Source organism: Anaerolineales bacterium (genome assembly GCA_016928575.1).
In the GTDB taxonomy this organism is placed as follows: Bacteria; Chloroflexota; Anaerolineae; order Anaerolineales; family RBG-16-64-43; genus JAFGKK01.
Genome location: JAFGKK010000015.1, coordinates 60,789 through 80,523, shown reverse-complemented (window position 1 = coordinate 80,523; position 19,735 = coordinate 60,789). Strand labels below are relative to the sequence as shown.

The following is a 19,735-nucleotide window of genomic DNA, read 5'->3' as shown; positions in this document are numbered from 1 at the left end:
CGTACGGAGGAAAAATGTCTACCTTGGAGAAAATCCGGTTTCTAACGGTCAATTATTCCCGCCTGCAGGGATTGAAGGCCATTCCATCGGGCCTGTTGCTTTTCCTGGTGGTTGTCTGGAGCAACGGGCAGGAAGGACCGGCGCGGGATCTCACCTTGCCCCTGCTCTGGCTGTTCGCGGGAATCCTTCTTTACGGATTCATCGATTGGTATTACCGCAGGACCTACGGCCGGGTGGAGCCGTCTTCGCACGCGAAATGGGTGGACGTCCTCCTGTCGACCGCGTTTTCCGTTGTTGGAATCGCCGCATTTTGGGCGGATGTATCTTTGGGAATTCCGATTTCCCTATTCGCACTTGTCTTTGCCCTGGGATTGCTTCTGGACTACGTCCGGATGCTGCGCTTGGCCGGCGTGAACAATCTGGCCATATTCCCGGTCGGGCTGCTGTGCATCGCGGCGGTCGCCCTCTCGGCCTTCCTGACGCTGATTGGAGAACAGACGCTGGCTTCGTTAGGCTTGCGCGATCCCTTCTTCCTGGTATACGCGATCAGCGGGCTCGTCATTATCGTATACGGCCTGGCGGGGCATCTCTATCTGGTCCGGTCGATGCCACCGGCCGGGGAGGCCTCCCATGGATAACCTGTTTGAGGAATTGGCCGGGCTCGACCGCCTGATCCACGAGCCTTCGCGGCTGGCGATTCTCACGGCGCTCGCGTCGTGCAAATCAGCGGATTTTCTCTTCCTGCAGCGCCTGACGGGGATGAGCGGGGGAAATCTTTCCAGCCACATTTCCAAACTGGAGGAGGCGGGCTTGGTGCGCGTGGAAAAGCAGTTCGTCGACAAGCGACCGAACACGCGGATTGAGATCTCCGAACAAGGCCGCAAGGCCGTCCGCGAGCATTGGAAAAAGCTTGACCAGCTCGGAGGGAAAGCCAGGGAGTGGAAAAAGGAATAGCGCTGGGGCGTGAGTCCCGCCGGATGCCATCGTCCGGGAACATTTTTTGCCTGCTCAGCGAATTCAATCATAAAAAGAAATCAAGTATTTTCTCCGCCTGAGGTAAGGATTGGAAAAATCGCTGAAACCCCGTTCCATTTTTCTCACCTCATCCCATCCTCCCGTCACTGTCCCGCGCGGAGCACGGGACAGGCCTTCCGGGATACCTTCTCCCAGTCCATCGCTTAAGATGGAGGCTTCGAATAAATACTTGACTTCATCCGAAGATGCGGGGCTGGGAGAGCGTGCCCGAAGGGAGGATGAGGGGAAGGCTGAGGAAATGCGTAATCATGCACATATTCATTCCCGTGGCCGCGAGCGGTCCGTCCCGAGCCTAGCGAGGGAAAGCGAGGCGAGGGAGCCGGGGTTGGGGGTGAGGAAAGCACGGGAGGCTGAGGAGATACAGGCCTTTTGTATCCGGCGGACGGGGGACTGCGGTAGCGGAGGACCAGAATGAACGCAATCGATGCGATCAAGCTGAATCGATGGTTTTCCGGCCGGCGCGCGGTCCAGGATGTCAGCTTTTCCGTTCCGGAGGGCGAAGTCTTCGGGCTGCTCGGTCCCAACGGCGCCGGGAAAACCACCACGATCCGGATGCTGACCGGACAATTGCATCCAACCGCCGGAGAAGCCCGGGTGGCCGGATGCGATGTGGTGAGCGGCCGGCAGGCGCTAAAAGCTCAGATCGGCGTGGTCTTCGAACACCAAAATTTGTACGAACGCATGACGGGCGGGGAGAATCTCGTTTTCGCCGCCCGGTTGTTCGGCTGCCGCCGCGGCCGAATCCGGGAGATTTTGGAAAAGGTCGGGTTGGAGGATAGGGCGAAGGACGCAATCCACAGTTATTCCAACGGGATGAAACAGCGGCTTCTGATCGCCCGAGCGCTGGTGCACCGGCCGAAGATCCTCTTCCTGGACGAGCCGACCAAGGGGTTGGATCCGACCGCAGCGCGTCAAATCCGGGATTTGGTGAGGGAACTTGCCGACCAGGGGGTGACTATACTTCTGACGACGCACTATATGGAGGAGGCCGATCAGCTTTGCCAGAGGATGGCCTTCCTCAACGAAGGGCGGATCGTGGCCATCGACACTCCACAAAACTTCAAGATCGCCCACGGGGAACGCCGGGTCCGAATCCTGTGCAAGGACGGCTCCTCCCGGACGGCCCGGCTGGACGATCCGGAAGATGGGAAACGCCTCGGCGACTGGGCGGCGCGGGGGGAAATCCTCACCGTACACTCAGCGGAGGCGACCTTGGAGGAGGTTTTCATCCGCCTGACCGGGAAAGGACTGGATGCATGAACGCCCAAGCCGTTTTGGCGATCGCCTGGAAGGATATTCTCGACGCGGTGAAAAACCGCTACCTGCTGATGAGCCTGATTTTGCCGGTCGGAATGTCGGTTGTCTTCCAACTGGTCTTCGGCCGGATTTCGAATATGGACGCATTGCGGGTGGCGGTGTTCGACGCCGGCGGGTCCCGCCTGACGGAATGCCTGCGAGCCGTCCCGAACCTGACCCTTGTGGTGGTCGAATCGCAGGATCGGCTGTCGGAGGAAGTGGACGGGGAAGCGGTCGGAGGAATCGCGGTCCCGGCGGGTTTCGATTCCGATGTGGATCTCGGCCGTCGGCCGAAATTGACGGTCTGGTTGAACGGGAACAAAGGCGGCGGTGAGTTGGCGCTCTTTCGCGAGATCTTAATTCGGCAGGTCTGGGCGATGAAGACGGATTCGGAGCCGGTGGAAATCGTCTGGTCGCAAATTCCCGATCGGCCGGAGGCGGCCCGGGAGGAGGGTTTCCGCAAGGAGGGCTTCCGGATGGATTGGTATTTGCTTGTGATGTTCCTGGTCATGTCGTTGACCATGACCGGCAGTTTTGTGGTGCCCTTGCTCATGGTGGAGGAAAAAGAGAAACACACCATGGAATTCCTGCTGGTCGCGCCGATCACACCTGCGGAAATCGCGGCGGGCAAAGCCCTCACCGGATTGATCTACTCCGGCCTTGGAGCGGCGGTTTTGGTGGCGCTCAACCGGGGATGGACCGGTGCTTGGCCGGTGACCTTCCTGGCGTTGCTGGTAGGGGCGCTGTTCATGGTTTTGACGGGCTTGCTGATGGGAACCCTGCTCCATGCCACGATGCAGGTCAACACCTGGTCGACCGTGGTCGTGTTGATTCTGCTGGCCCCCAGCTGGCTGAGCGTATTGGAGCTGCCCACCTTTTTGGAATCCGCCCTGCGGGCCGTCCCGACGTATTACTTGGTGGAGATGCTCGGACAATCCATCGCCGGACAGGTCGCTCCGTTGGATGCCGCAGTCCGACTCCTCTACCTCGCGGCTTGTACGGCGGCGCTGTTCGGGATCGTGGTCTGGGCGATGCGGCGCCAGGAAGCGTGATTGGGAAGGTGCGGTTCACGGGGTGCCGCGGCCGGGTCAAACGGTCTTCGGGCGCCTGGGCGCGAGCGCGGCCGCTTGGGCGTCGGCGCGGTAGGAGGACCGCACCAAGGGGGATGATTCGACCCAGCGGAAGGCCAGCTCTTCCAGCCCGATCCGTTTAAGTTCGGCGAATTCCTCCGGCGGGTAATAGCGTTCCACTGGCAGATGGCGCCGTGAGGGTTGCAGGTACTGGCCGACCGTCAGGATGTCCACGCCCCACGCGCGCAGCTCGCGCATCATGGCGACCACTTCATCGAACGTTTCTCCCAGACCGACCATGATTCCGGATTTGGTGATTTGTTGCGGATGGAACCGCTTGGCGCCCCGCAAAACGGCCTCCGCCCATTCGTAGCGGTCCTGCGGCTGGATCGCGCGGAACAAACGCGGAACCGTCTCGATGTTGTGATTAAGGATCTCCGGAGACTCGGCCAACACGGTCTGCAACGAAGAGGGATCGCCTTTGAAGTCCGGGATCAGGACTTCGATTGTGCATTCCGGAAGCGCGCCGCGGACGCGGCGAATCGTTTCCGCGAAGAAAGCCGCTCCGCCGTCCGGCTGATCGTCGCGGTTCACCGAGGTGATCACCACGTGGCGCAGGTTCATCGCCTCCGCCGCGCGGGCCACCCGCTCCGGTTCGGCGGGATCCAACGGGCCGGGACGCCCGTGTTTGACGTCGCAGAAACGGCAGGCGCGGGTGCACACGTCTCCCAGCAGGAGGAAGGTGGCGGTGCCGCGGCTCCAGCATTCGCCGAGATTGGGGCACATCGCCTCTTCGCAAACCGTATGCAGGGAAGCGCCACGCATGAGCGAACGCAGCGCTTGCACCTGCTCCTCGGGAGGTTTGGACAGGCGGATCCATTCCGGCCGACGGCGAGGGCGGGGAAGTTCGCTTCCTGAGGGCGGCCGGATCCGGCCGCGATTGGGTTCGGCCATGCGCAAAGCCTCCTTGCGCGGGAGTGTAATGCGCTTCGCGGGGAAAGACAATATTGGTTTTTTCGACGGGGGGCGGGAAGGGTAATCCAAGAAATTCCGAAAAACGCCAAGCATGATAAACCTCGGCGTCTCGGTGATATGCGGATTTCCCTTCGCGCCTTTCGTGGAAAAAGCGGCGGCTCCGATGCGCCGGCTTGGGATACAATATCGGAATGGCGCCGTTTGCGAACAACTCTGTCTCCCTGCGGACCGCCGTACCGGAAGATGCGGTTCCGGCGGCGGCGTTGATCTACGAGACCGCGCTTTCGCTGGGGGACTACGTGTTCGGGCAAACCGGTCCGGAAGGGACCATCCGGATCCTTACGATATTGTTCCCCGAAAAAAGCCACTTGTTTTCCTATCAGTACACCACGCTGGCGGAAGAAGGGAATGAGGTCGTTGGCCTCCTGCAGGCCTTGCCGGCGGAGGAACTCCAGCGGGCGGGAGTCGGTATTTTCCTCGCCTGCTTAAAAACTTTAGGTTTGCGGTCTACGATCCGCGGCATTCGCAGGGCTTGGCCTCTGGCTTTCGAGCCGGACGCAAAGCGGGGTGAGTTTTATATCAACACGCTGGCCGTCGCTTCGGCGCACCGCAACCGCGGGATCGGCGCCGGCTTGCTCCGCGAAGCCGAGCGGCAGGCGCGCGAGCGTGGAATCGGAACTTGTTCGCTGTCGGTGATGCTGCACAACACGGCCGCGCTGCGGTTTTACCTGAGGGAGGGGTATTGCGAGGATCTGCGCTATGAGACAAAACTGCGAGCGCCGGGCGTACAATATGCGGGCTTCCACCGGATGATAAAGCCGCTCGACGGCGGACGCGCTTCGCGGAAAGGCAAACCGGCGACATGACCCATATCCTGGTCACCAACGACGACGGGGTGCACGCGCCCGGCCTGCCTGTGCTGGCGGACGCCCTGCGCGCCGTCGGCGATGTGACCGTCTGCGTCCCGGAACATAACTGGTCGGCCGGCGGGCATGTGAAAACCCTCCACAAACCGCTCCGCGCGTGGGCCGCCAGGCTTTCGGACGGATCGCCGGCGATCGTCACCAGCGGCGCTCCGTCCGATTGCGTCGCCTTGGCGATGCTCGGATTGGTGCCGATCCGCGTGGATATCGTCGTCTCCGGGATCAACACCGGTCCCAATCTGGGGTATGACCTCACCTACTCGGGGACGGTGACCGCGGCGATGGAGGCGGTGATCAACGGCGCGCCGGGGATCGCCGTGTCGCTTTGCGTTCAGGACACCGCGACGGAGGACGCCTACCTGCCCGCGGCGAGGTTCACCGCCCGCGCCGTGGCGGCCGTCCTGCGCAATACGCTCCCGGAAGGAATTCTGCTCAATGTCAACATCCCGAACCTGGCGGAGGACGCCGTTCGCGGGGTGCGGATCACCAAGCTGGGCTTGCGGGTCTATCGCGACGAACTGATCACCCGGATGGATCCGCGCGGGAAGCCGTACTACTGGATCGGCGGCGGGCCGCCGGATGGGATCCTGGAGGAGGATTCGGATTTTTGGGCTGTCACCAAGGGGTATATCTCGATCACGCCGGTGCAGCTGGATCTGACCGCGTACGACACCCTGCGTTCCATGCAAGCGTGGCGCTGGGAGGAACAGACGGCGGGAGGTGGAAAAGATGCTTGAAAACAGCACCGTGGCCTTTATCGGGGCCGGGGTGATGGCCGAAGCGATCATCCGGGGTCTGACGGACCGCAAGCTGATCGACCCGGCGCGGATCGTCGCCGCCGACATACGACCCGAGCGCGGCCGGGAGCTCCGCGAACGCTACGGAGTGGGTTTTTCCATCGACAACCGCGCGGCGCTCGATGGGGCGGATACGGTTGTGCTTTCGGTGAAACCGCAGATTCTCCCGCAGGTTCTCCCCGCCCTTTCGGGCGGCGTACCACAGGATGCCCTGGTCCTTTCGATCATCGCCGGCGCGCGGATCGCCACGTTGTGCGACGGTCTGAGGCATGCTTCCGTGGTTCGTTCGATGCCCAACACTCCCGCGCAAATCGGCCGGGGCGTGACGGCCTGGACGGCCTCCCCCGCCGTCACCGAAAACCAGCGCGCCAAGGCCAAGGAACTGCTCGGCGCCCTGGGCGCCGAAGTGTACGTGGAGGGGGAAAACCTGCTCGATGCCGTCACCGCGGTCTCCGGATCCGGACCGGCGTACGCGTTTCTGTTCATGGAGGCGCTGGTCGATGCCGGGGTCGGGTTGGGATTCGAGCCCGATCTGGCCAAGCAGCTGGTGCTGCAAACCGTCCGGGGAGCCGCGGAATACGCGTTGGGCGCGGAATCGGATCTGGCCCAACTGCGGAAACAGGTCGCCTCGCCGGGCGGAACCACCGAGGCGGCCTTGCGCTCCTTCGAACGGGACGAATTCCGCAATGTTGTCCGGCGGGCGGTTCAAGCCGCACATCAGCGCTCGCTGGAGTTGGGATCCGGCCCGATTCCGGGATCGAAGCCGGGCTGATTCCCGCAAGAGCCATGACCGCGCGCAGACGGACGGGTGCTTTCGGTTATCGGGATATTCTCCTGGCGTTCCGCCGGATCGGGTTGGAAGGCGGATCGCGGGTGATGGCGATCGGTCCGACCCAGATTCCGGAAAGCATTCGCGGCGGGGCGGCGGCGCTGACGGCGGCGCTGGCCGCTTCCTGTAAAACGGTGATCGTCCCGGCGTTTACCTACCAAACGATGGTGTATCCGGCGGAGGGCCCGGAAGACAACGCGGTGGATTATCCCGAGGCGAGCGCGGCGAGCGTCGAGGCGGATTTCTACCGGCCCTCGATCCGGGTTTCCCCGCTGCTCGGCCCGCTGCCTGAAAATCTCCGCCGGATGGAAGCCGCTACGCGTTCGGATCACCCAATTCTGTCGTTTGCCGGGCTGGGGGCCGAAGACATTTTGAAAATGCAGACGATGGAAGATCCGTTCGCTCCGATCGACGCCTTGGCGAAAGCGGGCGGGGACGTGGTCGTTCTGGGATCCGATCCGCCGGCCAACGCGGCGCTGCACCTGGCGGAGCGGCGCGCCGGAAGGCGGCAGTTCATCCGCTGGGCGCTGACTCCCGACGGGGTGGTGGAGTGTCCGGGATTTCCCGGATGTTCGCGGGGCTTTGGCGCGATCGATGCGAAACTTGCCGGCGTGATGCGGTCGACCAAGATCGGATCCTTCCCCGTCACCCGGATTCCGCTGCGGGACCTCCTCAACACCGCCGCCGCCTGGATCCGGGAGGATCCGCAGGCGTTGTTGTGCCGGGATCCAAAATGCCCGTTTTGCATGTCCGTACGGAAGGCCGCCAAGCTGCGCTCCTCCGAGGGGGCATGACCCCGCTCCACCGTTCAAACCCATGCCGATAACGCAACGTGGATACCGATATCGGATTGCGATTGGATTCCCCCACCTCCTATGGTATGATGATATTAAAATAGAAAAGCAAGACTGATTCCGTTATCATCATCCATTCCCTCGAGCACGGCCCGTTTCCGCGTACGGCTTTTAGCCTCGGCAGGCACCAGGAACAAACCCCCAGCTGTTTCATACCCCAACGGGAAGGGATTTTTTCCGCCGCCGGATTCCGGGAATGGGATACGGCCGTCCTCGGCACACCGCGCGTTCCGTCGACTGAACACTGCCATACCGCGGGAGGGAAAAATCCTGCAAAGGAGTCGAACATACGAACGAATACCTAATGAGAAAAATCCGATCGCCGTTTTTACAGACTTTAAAGGGGAGGATCAACCTCGAAAGCGCTCCGTTCACCGACCGCGGCTCGCGTCTGCTGGTCTTCCGGAAGGGGAATTCCCTGGCAATTCGCCTGGCGGAACGCTGGGCAAAATGGGAACAGGAAGTGGGCGACTATCATCAGCGGACGCCGATGGTGGACGGCCTTACCATCTCGGATGCAAGCGGCACACCGCTGGAAATCCGGCCGACGGCCTTCCCGCAGGCAATAGATATCGACACCCGCCGGGGGGAATTCTGGCTGGCATTTTCGGATGACGAAACCCTGTTCTTAAGGCTGCCGGATGGGGAGTTTATTATCACCTTCCGGGTGTTGGCCGGCGAGGGTTCTCCGGACCGGCGCGGGGGACAGTTCCGAGGGGATCCGGAACACCGGCGGAACCACCGGAACGTCGCTTACACGACCAACGCGCGCGTGCTTTCCAATGACATCAACGGAGATTCCGACGGCTGCATCCGCGTGCGGATGCGGATCCGGTCGGAGGCGGATTCGGGATGGACCCTCAACATCACGCCCCGCCTCGGCCTGAATCGCAGCGTGCCGCCGGCCAACGGCGTCCTGAGGGAGGCGGAGCGCCGGTGGCACGAATGGTTTGCCGGCGTCCCGCCCGTGAAAGACTGCTATCGTCCCCACTATTATTATGCATGGTGGGTTTTGCGGGCGGGGTTGATTCACTCGCGGTTCTTTCTGACCCGCGAGGCGATGATCCCCTCCAAAACCCAATACATCGGCGCTTGGCAATGGGATTCCTTCTTCCACGCGCTGGCCTACCGGCATGTGGACCGGACTCTCGCGGAAAATCAGCTGCGGATCATGCTGGATCATCAACGCGAAGACGGCATGATACCGGATGCGGTCCATGACGAGGGCGTCGTCACCGAGATGCCTCTCCCGAATTCCTTGGCCGTCGCGGAGGTGACGAAGCCCCCGCTGATCGCCTGGACCGCCTGGCAGCTCCATTCGGTGACGGGTGACAGGGATTTCCTGGACGAAATCTACGAGCCGCTTTGCCGCTGGAACCGGTGGTGGTTTGAAAAAAACGACGACGACCGCGACGGTATTGCCCAATACAACCACCCCTACTCATCCGGACTCGATGACAGTCCGATCTGGGACCGGGGAATGCCGGTTGAATCGCCGGATCTGAACACGTATTTGGTGATGAGCATGGATGCCCTGGCGAAGATCGCCCGCACCCTGGGTTTCGCCGAGGAAGGGAGGAAATGGGAAGCGCAGGCCGAGGCCCTGGCTGACAATATCGTCCGCCATTTTTGGGATCCGCGCTCGGGAGTGTTCTGGCCGACGCGCAACCATGAGCCGATCCGGGTATTGACGCCCTTCAGCCTGTTCCCCCTGCTGACGGGGAGGATGCCCGCCGCCATTGCAGGGGAACTGCTCCGGCACCTCTTTTGCCGGGAAGAATTCTGGACGGAGTATCCCATTCCGTCGGTGGCGAAAAACGACCCGCGGTACGCGCCGACCGTCATGTGGCGCGGACCCACCTGGGTGAACATTAATTATCTGTTCATCCTCGGGCTGGAGCAGGCCGGCTGCGTTCGGGATGCGCGCCGGCTGCGCAAAAAAACCCTCGACCTGATCATGCGCAACAAGGACATCTACGAGTATTACCACCCTGAGACCGGTAGGAATTGCCCCCGCGCGGCATCGGTGTTCGGATGGTCCAGCGCCGTCTTTGTGGATTTGGCAATCCGGGCATCGCGGGAAGGAAATGCGGGATGAGCGACGTGCGCGCGGCGAATCCCAGGGTGTTGTTGCTGCATTACACCGCGTTTCCGGTTATCGGCGGCGTGGAAAAGGTCATGGCGCAGCATGAGCGCCTGTTGGCCGAAGACGGTCATCCGGTGCGCGTACTGGCGGGCCGGGGAGACCCGTCCTCGCAGGTGATCCTGCGGGAATTGGATGCGGCACATCCGGAGGTCCGGAAGGTTTTAGCGGATTTATTGCGCGGCGAGCCTGCCGCGGATTTTGCGGCGCTGCAACGACGAATCCGGGAGGCGCTGTTCCCGCACCTCGAGTGGGCGGATGTGGTGATTCTGCATAACGTCATGCACCTGCACCTTAACCTTCCGTTGACCGCGGCTTTGCACGAGTGGCTCGATCGCCGGCCGCGAAAGCGGGCGATCTCCTGGTGCCACGACCTTTCCCGGTATATCCGCCCCTCCCGGAAGAGCCCCCCGAAGGAGGGGTTTCCCTGGTCGCTGCTGAAGAAAAAAAGATCTCAGGTTGCCTACGCCGCGGTCTCCGGCGCGCGGCGCGACCTGTTGGCGAAAACCTTCCGGTGTCCGCCTGAATCGATCCGGATCATCCCCAACGGCGTCGATCCGGAAACACTGTTGGGATTGTCCGAAACCGGCCGCCGGATTGCGGGGCGTATACGCTGGGCCTCGGCGGATCTGATCCTGTTCATGCCGGTCCGGATAACCCGGGCGAAAAACATCGAATTCGCCTTGCGGCTGACGGCCGCCGTGCGCGATGCCGGCGTGGAAGCCAGGTTGGTCGTCAGCGGGCCCCCGGATCCGCATGCGGCGGATATCCGTACCTATGTCGGCCAGATCAAGGATTTGCGCAAGAATCTGAATTTGGATCGGGCGGCCTATTTCTTATTTGAGGAGTTGCCTCCCAAACCGGATTCGCCGGGATTGGACGACGGTGTGATGGGAGAGTTGTATAGGTTGTGCGACCTGATGCTGATGCCAAGTCTGCGGGAGGGTTTCGGCATGCCGGTCCTGGAGGCGGGATTGGCCGGCCGGGCGGTGTTCGCCTCGCGAATGCCCGCCATGGAGAACATCGATCCGGAACTCGTTCACGTGCTTGATCCCGGCGGAACGCCGGAGGAGGCGGCGCGGCGGATCCTGGACTGGATGGCGGCCGATAAGGAATTCCGGCTTCGCCGGAGCATCCGCCGAGAGTTAACCTGGGAAGCCGTATATTGCCGGTCGATTCGGGAGTTGGTTTGCCCCGCAAGGGAAACGAAGAGGCGATGAGATGAGCGGAGAAAAGCTGATTGTGGTTTCAAACCGCGGCCCCTTTAAATTGGCGCGGACTAAATCCGGCGTTAAGCGGAACAAGCACATCGGCGGGCTGGTGACATCCGTCCTTCCGATGATGATGCAAAAGGGCGGCGTGTGGGTCGCTTGGGGAGAACCCGAAGGACGGTTTCCGGACACCGCCGGACGTTCGAACTTCACCCTTCGCCAGCTTGGGCTTTCCCGCGAGCAGGAACAGGGTTTCTACAGGGGGGTTGCCAATTCAGCTTTGTGGCCGCTTTGCCATTCCTTTCTCGGACGGGTTCGCTATGACGCAGCCGAATGGAAATTGTATGAAGAGGTCAACCGTTTGTTCGCCGCGGAGACTCTGGCGGAAATGGAGGAGGGGGACTTGGTATGGGTCCACGACTATCAATTGGCGCTTGTCCCGCGGTTTCTTCGGGCCGACCGTCCGACTGCGCGCCTGGCGTTCTTCTGGCACATCCCCTTCCCGCCGCCCGAAATCTTTCGAACCTTCCCCTGGCGCAGGCAATTGCTTGAAGGCCTGCTGGCCAATGGATTGGTCGGATTTCACATTCCCGAATACGCGGAAAATTTCCGCGAAGCGGCGGCCGAATTGCTGGGCGCGGAAGTGGACGGCGAATTCATCCATTGGTCCGGCCGGTGGACGCGGGTCATGGCCCGGCCGATCGGAATCGACTACCAGGGAGTGGAACGCCTGGCGCGGCAGGAGCGGGTGCAGAAGCGGGTGCAGGGATTGAAACAAGCGCTTCCCGGGCAGGTGGTTCTGCTGGGAGTCGAGCGCATGGATTACACCAAGGGGATCTTGGAGCGGCTCCGCGCCATGGAAAACCTCCTGGACCGGAATCCCGGATATATCGGGGCGGTAACCCTGATCCAGATCGTCACCCCATCGCGCCAGACGGTCACCGCCTATCAGCAGAAGAAGCGGGAAATCGACGAAACCGTCGGCCGGATCAACGGCCGATTCAGCAACGACGTATGGATCCCCATCCGATACCTCTACCGCTCCTTCACCCTAAACGATCTTGTGGCGTATTACTGCCTTTCGGATGTCGCGCTCATCACCCCGCTGCGCGATGGATTGAACCTGGTGGCCAAGGAGTTCGCCGCTTCGCGGTTGGACGGGGACGGCGCCCTGATCCTCAGCGAGTTCGCCGGGGTGGCTAAACAGCTTCCGGAGGCGATCCCGGTCAATCCATACAGCATCGAGGAGATGACCGATGCCATGGAGCGGGCGATCCGGATGCCAAACGAAGAACAACGGCGGCGGATGCGGAAGATGCAGGATCGGATCCGCGCGCAGGATATCGCCTGGTGGACGGAGGAATTCCTCGACGCGATGCGGGGGACGCCGGCCGGAGATCAATCGCCGTGGATGGAACCCATCAAGTCCGCTCTGCAGACAGGAGGCCGGGTTTGGATTTTCCTGGATTTTGACGGAACGCTGGTGCCGATTGCCCGTTCGCCCGAGGAGGCCGTGCCGGACCGGGGGTTGCTCGACCTGCTATCGCGGCTGGCGGGCAACGGGATGTTCCGCCCGGTCATCCTCAGCGGACGCCCGCTGTCGTCCCTACGGAGGATGTTCCCCATCAACGGCTTGATGCTGGCAGGAACATACGGGATTGAAATCCAAACGGCGGACGGAACCCTCCTGCGGCGGCCGGACACGGAACGCCTGAGGCCGGCGTTGGAAACGATTGCGCGCGAGTGGAAACACCTGACGAAAGATCGGGCGGGCTTCCTGATCGAAGACAAAGGGATGGCGGTGGCATTGCACGCACGCTTTGCCGATGAGGCGGACGCCCAAGTTGTGTTGAAAACCGCCCGGGCTGCGGCCGAAACCTTTCTCGATGGAAGGGACTTTCGGCTCTTGGGCGGAGATCGCTTCCTTGAGGCGGCGCCGGCGAACGCGAGCAAACGCCGTACGGTGGATTGGCTTCTGGATGGGTATGGAAGCCCTCGAATGTTGCCGGTGTATTTCGGGGACGACGACAAGGATGAGGAAGCGTTCGGCGCCGTTCGGCGCCGGGGCGGAATCCCCGTCGTGGTGGGATCTCGTCAACCGGAGACCAGAGCGCTCATACGTTTGCAAAATCCCCAGGCGGTCCGGGAACGGCTGGAAGCGTTTCTCGATTGGGCGGCCCGGTCCCCGGATCGGACGTCGGGCGGTTAAAAGCGATCCCGGCGCCTGCCGCCCCCGGAGGAGGGAACAGACACGAGTCCGATGGTTCCCGTTCCATCCGCGGAGGCGGATGCCGCTCCCATGATATGATTCATTCTGCGGCGCCGGGAATCCGAATCGTGGATTGCAGGCGGTTCCATCTCGGCCGAGCAGGGCAGTCTGTTCCATGGCTTACGGCGGCTCCGAAACCGCCGGAATGGGAAAGATTTGTGGACTGCCCCCTGCTCCATCCGCACGAAGGTCGTTGCCGGACAAGCAGCTGGAGGGCTTCATGTCATCGGTGATGCTTGCGGCGATCGCCGCCGGGTTTGTCCTTTTGTTATTCCTGCTCGCGGCGACGATCCTATGGGGAATCCGCACGCGGCGCGGAGAGAGCAGTACCGTTCCCGCGCCGAAGGAGCGGAAAAAGATCCGGGCGGATATATCCGATCCGCCTGACCTTTCCGGATCGTACCGGCAATGGTTGGACGAGCGGGCAGAGATACCGGCCGTTGCCGCGCAACAACCCGTATCGGCGCGGATACGGGAGGAAGCCCACGCTGTTTTAAAGACGGCCGGATCCAATGTGCCTTTCGGGAAGGAATTGGAATCGCCGCTTCAAAAAATCCTGTGCGGCGTAATGCCGGAACTGTCCGCCCTTATCGAGGTCGGCAAGCGTGTCCAGATGGCCGCGGCGGCGGACGCGGAAAGCGGATCCGCCGAAGAGCGCCAAGCAATCCTGCGCCGGGTGGTAGCCGAGATGGCAAACCGGCAACCGGAGAACGGCTTTCTTCGACAGGTGCTCGAAACGCTGGAAGTTGAAAGACCGGAGGCCGGCCGCGGTGATCCCCGGGAGCGGATAACGGTCGTGCAGATCCCCGGACGGAACATCGTTGAAGTGGACGGCGTCGAGTATTATTCCGTCACGGATATCCCCGATCCGCAATTGCGCGAGGAAGCTCGGCGGATGGTAAATCCGCCGGACTGATCACCCGAGCCGCGATCCGCCGCCCCAGCCTTTATAAAAGAAATGTATCTCCTCAGCCCCCCGGCCCTGCCCTTTCCACACTCCCAACCCCAACCCCCACACCCCCTTCCCCCTCTCCTGACTTATGTCAGAAGAGGGAGAAAGCCTGTCCTCGAGCGGAGCGGGGGGAGGGACAGGGGATAGGAGTGAGGATGGAAAAGGGCAGGATTTCTTTTAAATCCTCCTGAGGCTGAATGGATACGAAGTAATTAACAATTGCTCAGCCGGCGATCGTCATCCCGGTGCCTGTCCTCTGCGTGTTCTTCGCTGAGGGTGATGTTAGGCGGCATCGGTCGAATTATTAAAAATCACTAAATCACGGCTTCGAGCACCCCCCGCTCCGCGAGGGCGGGCCCCGGGATGGAGAAAAAAACCAAGAACGCCGGTGATGCTTTTTTTCACCAGCATATACAGACTGCGCAAGTACAGAAATTTCAGAAAAGGTAAACCTTCCCCGCCGGAGTGGGAAGAAAAGCCCTGGATGATGTAGTTGCTGCAAACGGCCGAAGGGGATAAGGCCGCCATTCTTATCCGAAGAAAAAGAGAGGGCTCTATCCGCTCCGGCAAGCCCTCGGGCGGGCCGAGGCCGCATCGACCAACAAAAAGTCAGGACTCTTTCCGCACTCGGCCAAAGCGCATCGAGCGGGGAGTTGCACGCCGTTTTTACAGTCGCACGATTCCCGACCGGCGTTTGTCCTCCGATCACCCGATGCGCGCCAACCCCCTCACCGACCGGGTTCCGTGTGTGATACAAATATGCGGTTCTGCGCGGGCATGGAACACAACGGCCTAGGATATCGGACAGTATAATCACGGAGATCCGGCGGAGTCCGCAGGACGTACTTTATGAAGATCCGAAAGATCATAACCCTGGCGCTGATCGCGATAATCGCGGTGGAAACGGCGCTGTTGGTTTATCAGATTCCGGCGGTGAACGAACGGCTTGCCTGGCGGATTGACGAGGTGCGCGCCCGGCTTCGGGATTGTTTCTTCCCGCATCCGGATACGATTGCGACGGCCGATCCCTCGCGCGTGATGATGATCCAAAGCACCCTTACCGCGGTTAAAATCGCCGAAGCGCAGTCGACGATTTCGCCACCGTCCGCGTCTCCGGACGCCGAGGAGGATCTGCCGACCGTCACCCCGACCGCTTCCAGGCCGGCGATCCCGAATGCGGTCAGGCTGCCCTTCGAGGGGCACGAATTTCAAGGATGGAACAACTGCGGTCCGGCCAGCCTTTCGATGCTGTTGAATTTTTGGGGCTGGGACGGCAACCAAACCCGGATTGCCAATGCCGTCAAGCCCAACCGGGAAGACAAGAACGTCATGGCGTACGAATTGGAACGCTACATTATGGAGAACTCGGCGTACGGGGTCTTCCTCCGCTCAGCCGGAACGCTGGAGGATGTGCGGCAATTGATCGCGGCCGGATTCCCGGTGCTGCTTGAGAAGGGATTGGTCGTGCCGGGTCGTTCGGATCTGGGATGGATGGGACACTACACCCTGGTGGTGGGCTACGACGACTCGCGGCGGGCGGTTCTGACACAGGATTCCTACCACGGCCCCGATTATTCGGTGGACTACGATGCCCTGATGTACGATTGGCGGACGTTCAACTACCTCTACCTGGTGGTGTATCCGCGGGAGCGGGAGGCGGAGTTGGCGGGCATCCTGGGGCCGGATGCGGATCTCGATCACAACCGTCTGGCAGCATTGGATCTGGCCCGCTTGGAGGCGGGGACCCTGAAGGACGAAGCCCAGGCGTTCGCCTACTTCAACCTCGGAACGGCTCACGTCGCCCGCCTGGAATACGTCGACGCAGCCTACGCCTATGATATGGCGCGCTACATCGGGTTGCCCTGGCGCATGCTGTGGTATCAGACCGGACCCTACTTCGCCTATTATTACTCCGGCCGCCACCAGGACGTGGTCGATCTGGCGAACGCCACCTTGTACGTCCAAGAGAATCTGGAAGAATCCTGGTATTGGAGGGGTATGGCCCGGTATGCGCTGGGGGACCGCCCGGGAGCGATTGACGATTGGCGCGAGGCTTTGGTCCGCCACCCCGGATTCGCCCCCGCGCTCGAACAACTCACCCTGCTTGGAGAGGTCGCTTGAAATCCAACCTGGTTCGTTCGTTTCTGCTCGTCGGTTTTCTCTTCGCCGCCGACAAGCTGATTGCGCTTGTCAGGCAGATTCTGATCGGCCGGACGTTTGGAGTCGGCACGCAGCTGGACGCCTTTAACGCCGCGAACAACCTCCCGGACATGATCTTTGCGCTTATTTCCGGCGGCGCGATGGCCGTGGCGGTGATCCCCGTGTTGACAGAGACGCTCGACCGCGAGGGAAGGCAAGCGGCCTGGGCGCTGTTCTCGCGCTTGGCGAACTGGGCGTTCCTGGTCACCGCCGCGCTGGCCGCCGGATTGGCGGTCTTCGCGGATTCGTTTGTCGCGCACGTCGTGGTGCCGAACTTCGACGCCGAACACCAGGCGCTGACCGCCAGCCTGATGCGCCTCGACCTGTTCGCCCTGCTGGTGTTTTCGATCAGCGGATTGGTGATGGGAAGCCTGCAAGCCCACAAGCATTTCCTGCTGCCCGGGCTGGCGCCGATCCTCTACAATTGCGGATTAATCATCGGCGTGCTGGTGCTTGTCCCGGCTTACGGGATTTACGGTTTGGCGTACGGAACGATCCTCGGGGCGGTGATGCATCTGGCGATCCAGATTCCGGCGCTGCGGCGTTTTCAATTCCGGTGGACCCCTTCACTCGACTTGCGCTTTCCGGGTGTGCTCAAGGCCGCCGCATTGATGGGCCCGCGGATTCTGACCGTGGCCGCAATCCAGACGATCTTCGTCGCCACCGACAACTTCGCTTCCGGCCTGGGAGTCGGCGCGATCACGGCGTTGGCATATGGCTGGCTGATCCTGCAGGTGCCTGAAACGATTCTCGGATCCGCGCTGGGGACGGTCCTCCTGCCGACCCTTGCCGAGCAGGTCGGCCGCGGGCAGGAGGCGGAATTCCGCCGGACAATCCGCCGCGCCTTCGCTTCTACGCTGGCAATGACGCTTCCGATCCTCGCCCTCGGAATTCCATTCATGGAAGTTGCCGTCCGGCTGGTTTTCGAAGGCCGGGCTTTTACGGCCGAGGGATCTGCGATGGTGGCCGCCGCGGCGCGCATCTTTCTTCTCGGCCTGCCCGCCCACGCCCTGATCGAAACCGCCGTCCGCTCGTTTTACGCCCGCCAGGATGCGAAGACCCCCCTCGCCGCGGCGTTCGCCACCGCAATATTGTTCATCCTCCTTTGCTTTCTGCTGACGCCCCGGTCCGGCTACTTGGGAGTCGCGATCGCCAACACCTGCGCCTATTCCTTTGAGGCGGTTCTTTTACTGATCCTGCTTAAGCGAGAGGCAATACTTTGAAGCGTCGGATGGCGTCTCATCCCGTAGGAAGGACGAAGAAACGGATATGAACGATCCGATCCCCGAACTGTACCGGCTGCGGAAGAAAGACATCGCGGAGGCAAGCGCCATGTTGGCAAGAGCCTTCCGGGAGGATCCGGTCTGGAACGCGGTTTTCGGCGCGGAAGCGACCCTTGTTCAAAGGGAGGCGGTCTTCTCCATGCCGGTGCGATACTGCTTGAAATACGGAGAGGTGTTCGCGGCCTCGGAAAAACTTGAAGGGATGATCGGATGGACCCCGGGCGAGCAGGCGGAGATGACGGCCTGGAGACTGATCCGCTGCGGGGGGATCCTTTCCGGCATGAAAATCGGGTCTGTATTATCGAGCCGGATGGGCTCCATCTTCCGCCAGCTCACCCTGGATCAGAAGGAGCAGCTGCAGGGCGGGCGGTTCCTGTACGTTCAGATTCTTGGCGTGGAGCCGGCGCACCAAGGGAAGGGGATCGGTCGGCGGCTGATCGGCGAGCTCATCGAAGCCGGCCGGCGCCAGAAACGGTCTGTCTATTTGGAGACGGAAACCGAGCGCAACGTGGCGATGTACGAAAAATATGGATTCCGGCTTATTCGAACCATCACCCTTCCCGCGTTCGGCCTGCCGATGTACGAGATGATTCGGGATCCGCTGTGATGACCGCGGATCAACGAGCGAAGGGGCGGGAACGGATCGCAGACCGGAAGATTGTCTGGACCACCCAGACGGGCGAAGATCGCGGCGGGGCGTATAATCCGGGAAAGCGGAAGAAGCCCGGAGAAGGAGCGCCGAAGCGGTGTCGTCGATCTTCACCGGAAGCCGGGGCCAATACCGATGGATCGTCTGGGAATCCCGGCTCCTGAGCGAGTTGATATCGACCGTTCCGCACATCGTCCGCGGAAAATATGCGGCGGTAACATCCTTCGACGGCGGACCGTTCGTTCCCTCCGGCGGAGAAACGGAACGGGGATGGTCGTTGCGGGCGGGCGTGGCGTATAGCCCGCGGATCGCCCGGGCGGCTGAGCTCCCGCGTGCCGGGTTCGACGAGTGGTACATCTTTCCCTCACCGCGCAAAATCGATCCCCTCGAGGTTTTCGTTAACTACACCGGCTTCCGCCTGCGCTACTACGCCGCGGACGTCGCCCGGCACGGCCTGCTGGAGCGCTTCTGGGAACAAATGGAAATCCTCAAGCCGGAATCATATTTGGCGGAAGGGGATTCCCTGGTCTTCGCGACGGCGAATTCGGCTTTGTATGAGCATGCCATAAATCTGAAAATCCCGGGCTGCGGAGGACGGAGTTGACCGGCTGCTCCGCGCCACACGCCGTCCTCTTCGATCTCATGGGCGTGCTTTTGTTCCTGCGGAAGGATTGGCCGGGGGAGAAAGCCGTCGACGCGGTGGACGATATGATCGGCGGGGTGACGGACGACAACGCGTTCCGAACGTCTGTGCGGGTGCGTTTCGGAATCGGGGAAGTGGAATTTCAGAAAATTCTTGCAAGAATACCTGAAAAATATGAAGCCTATCCGCCGCTGTGGAATTTGCTGCCGGCTTTGCGGAAAAAATGTAAATTGGGAATCATCAACAATGGAACGCGGTTGACCTTTCCGTATTTCGACGCCAAATTTAATTTCTCGGAACAATTCGATGCCGTCCTTTCTTCGGGTGCGGAGGGTTTGCGCAAGCCGGAAAAGGAAATCTATCTGCGGGCGGCGGATCGCCTGGGCGTGGATCCGGGCAGGTGTTTATTTCTGGACGATTCCAAAGCCAACATCCAGGGCGCCGAGCGGGCGGGGATGCAGGCGGTTTTTGGGGGGAGCCGGGACAAGGGATTCGCGGAGTTCAGCAAACGGATGAGAGTGTAAATTTTTTCTCGAGTACAGAATTCGCGCCTCGCTTCCCGCCAAGGCACAAAGAATAACCATAGGCAGTTTTGATAGCGTATTAT

Annotated in this window: 19 protein-coding genes; 17 read left to right on the top strand and 2 right to left on the bottom strand. The window is 61.4% G+C overall.

The window, feature by feature from the left end; genetic code table 11:
* The first annotated feature begins 14 nt into the window (after positions 1-14).
* The 4 genes from JW929_02535 to JW929_02520 all read left to right on the top strand — a co-directional run bounded on the left by JW929_02535 (position 15) and on the right by JW929_02520 (position 3,383).
* A complete protein-coding gene (locus JW929_02535) occupies positions 15-638 on the top strand; it encodes a hypothetical protein (protein ID MBN1438261.1) in 624 nt (207 codons plus the stop codon).
* The gene (locus tag JW929_02530) at positions 631-954 is read left to right on the top strand and encodes a transcriptional regulator (protein ID MBN1438260.1); all 324 of its coding nucleotides are present in this window, start codon (positions 631-633) and stop codon (positions 952-954) included. The genes JW929_02535 and JW929_02530 overlap by 8 nt, the downstream gene beginning before the upstream one ends.
* Positions 955-1,446: 492 nt before the next feature.
* Positions 1,447-2,295, top strand: a complete 849-nt coding sequence (locus JW929_02525) for an ABC transporter ATP-binding protein (GenBank protein MBN1438259.1) — start codon at positions 1,447-1,449, stop codon at positions 2,293-2,295.
* The gene (locus JW929_02520; protein MBN1438258.1) at positions 2,292-3,383 is read left to right on the top strand and encodes an ABC transporter permease; all 1,092 of its coding nucleotides are present in this window, start codon (positions 2,292-2,294) and stop codon (positions 3,381-3,383) included. Before JW929_02525 ends, JW929_02520 begins: the two co-directional genes overlap by 4 nt.
* 36 nt (positions 3,384-3,419) lie before the next feature.
* Here JW929_02520 and lipA read toward each other — a convergent pair whose 3' ends face one another.
* Positions 3,420-4,355 (bottom strand): lipoyl synthase, encoded by a 936-nt coding sequence (gene lipA / locus JW929_02515; GenBank protein MBN1438257.1) that lies wholly within the window; start codon positions 4,353-4,355, stop codon positions 3,420-3,422.
* Positions 4,356-4,567: 212 nt separating this feature from the next.
* On the opposite strand from lipA, the gene JW929_02510 reads away from it, so the two are divergent.
* The 8 genes from JW929_02510 to JW929_02475 all read left to right on the top strand — a co-directional run bounded on the left by JW929_02510 (position 4,568) and on the right by JW929_02475 (position 14,318).
* Positions 4,568-5,242, top strand: a complete 675-nt coding sequence (locus JW929_02510) for a GNAT family N-acetyltransferase (protein MBN1438256.1) — start codon at positions 4,568-4,570, stop codon at positions 5,240-5,242.
* Entirely contained in the window at positions 5,239-6,036 is a 798-nt protein-coding gene (surE, locus tag JW929_02505; GenBank protein MBN1438255.1) for a 5'/3'-nucleotidase SurE, read from the top strand. The genes JW929_02510 and surE overlap by 4 nt, the downstream gene beginning before the upstream one ends.
* Positions 6,029-6,868: a pyrroline-5-carboxylate reductase gene (locus JW929_02500; GenBank protein ID MBN1438254.1), complete on the top strand. Its 840-nt coding sequence runs from the start codon at positions 6,029-6,031 to the stop codon at positions 6,866-6,868. Before surE ends, JW929_02500 begins: the two co-directional genes overlap by 8 nt.
* Positions 6,869-6,882: 14 nt before the next feature.
* Positions 6,883-7,719 carry an AAC(3) family N-acetyltransferase gene (locus tag JW929_02495; protein MBN1438253.1) on the top strand — a complete coding sequence of 279 codons (837 nt, stop codon included), beginning with the start codon at positions 6,883-6,885 and terminating at the stop codon, positions 7,717-7,719.
* 364 nt (positions 7,720-8,083) lie between these two features.
* Positions 8,084-9,877, top strand: a complete 1,794-nt coding sequence (locus JW929_02490) for a hypothetical protein (protein ID MBN1438252.1) — start codon at positions 8,084-8,086, stop codon at positions 9,875-9,877.
* On the top strand, positions 9,874-11,142 hold the full coding sequence (locus JW929_02485; protein MBN1438251.1) for a glycosyltransferase family 4 protein: 1,269 nt from the start codon (positions 9,874-9,876) through the stop codon (positions 11,140-11,142). The genes JW929_02490 and JW929_02485 overlap by 4 nt, the downstream gene beginning before the upstream one ends.
* Before the next feature lies 1 nt (position 11,143).
* Positions 11,144-13,342: a bifunctional alpha,alpha-trehalose-phosphate synthase (UDP-forming)/trehalose-phosphatase gene (locus tag JW929_02480; protein ID MBN1438250.1), complete on the top strand. Its 2,199-nt coding sequence runs from the start codon at positions 11,144-11,146 to the stop codon at positions 13,340-13,342.
* A gap of 253 nt (positions 13,343-13,595) precedes the next feature.
* A complete protein-coding gene (locus JW929_02475) occupies positions 13,596-14,318 on the top strand; it encodes a hypothetical protein (GenBank protein MBN1438249.1) in 723 nt (240 codons plus the stop codon).
* A gap of 318 nt (positions 14,319-14,636) precedes the next feature.
* On the opposite strand, the gene JW929_02470 is transcribed toward JW929_02475, so the two are convergent.
* A complete protein-coding gene (locus JW929_02470) occupies positions 14,637-14,882 on the bottom strand; it encodes a hypothetical protein (GenBank protein ID MBN1438248.1) in 246 nt (81 codons plus the stop codon).
* 321 nt (positions 14,883-15,203) lie between these two features.
* Here JW929_02470 and JW929_02465 point away from each other — a divergent pair, with 321 nt between their 5' ends.
* From JW929_02465 to JW929_02445, 5 genes are all read left to right on the top strand, one after another.
* Entirely contained in the window at positions 15,204-16,475 is a 1,272-nt protein-coding gene (locus tag JW929_02465) for a C39 family peptidase (protein MBN1438247.1), read from the top strand.
* A complete protein-coding gene (murJ, locus tag JW929_02460) occupies positions 16,472-17,776 on the top strand; it encodes a murein biosynthesis integral membrane protein MurJ (protein ID MBN1438246.1) in 1,305 nt (434 codons plus the stop codon). The genes JW929_02465 and murJ overlap by 4 nt, the downstream gene beginning before the upstream one ends.
* A 46-nt stretch (positions 17,777-17,822) precedes the next feature.
* On the top strand, positions 17,823-18,443 hold the full coding sequence (locus JW929_02455; protein ID MBN1438245.1) for a GNAT family N-acetyltransferase: 621 nt from the start codon (positions 17,823-17,825) through the stop codon (positions 18,441-18,443).
* A 139-nt stretch (positions 18,444-18,582) separates the two neighbouring features.
* Positions 18,583-19,089, top strand: coding sequence for a hypothetical protein (locus tag JW929_02450; protein ID MBN1438244.1), 507 nt, complete (start codon positions 18,583-18,585; stop codon positions 19,087-19,089).
* A complete protein-coding gene (locus tag JW929_02445; protein MBN1438243.1) occupies positions 19,086-19,652 on the top strand; it encodes an HAD-IA family hydrolase in 567 nt (188 codons plus the stop codon). The genes JW929_02450 and JW929_02445 overlap by 4 nt, the downstream gene beginning before the upstream one ends.
* The last annotated feature ends 83 nt before the right edge of the window (positions 19,653-19,735 follow it).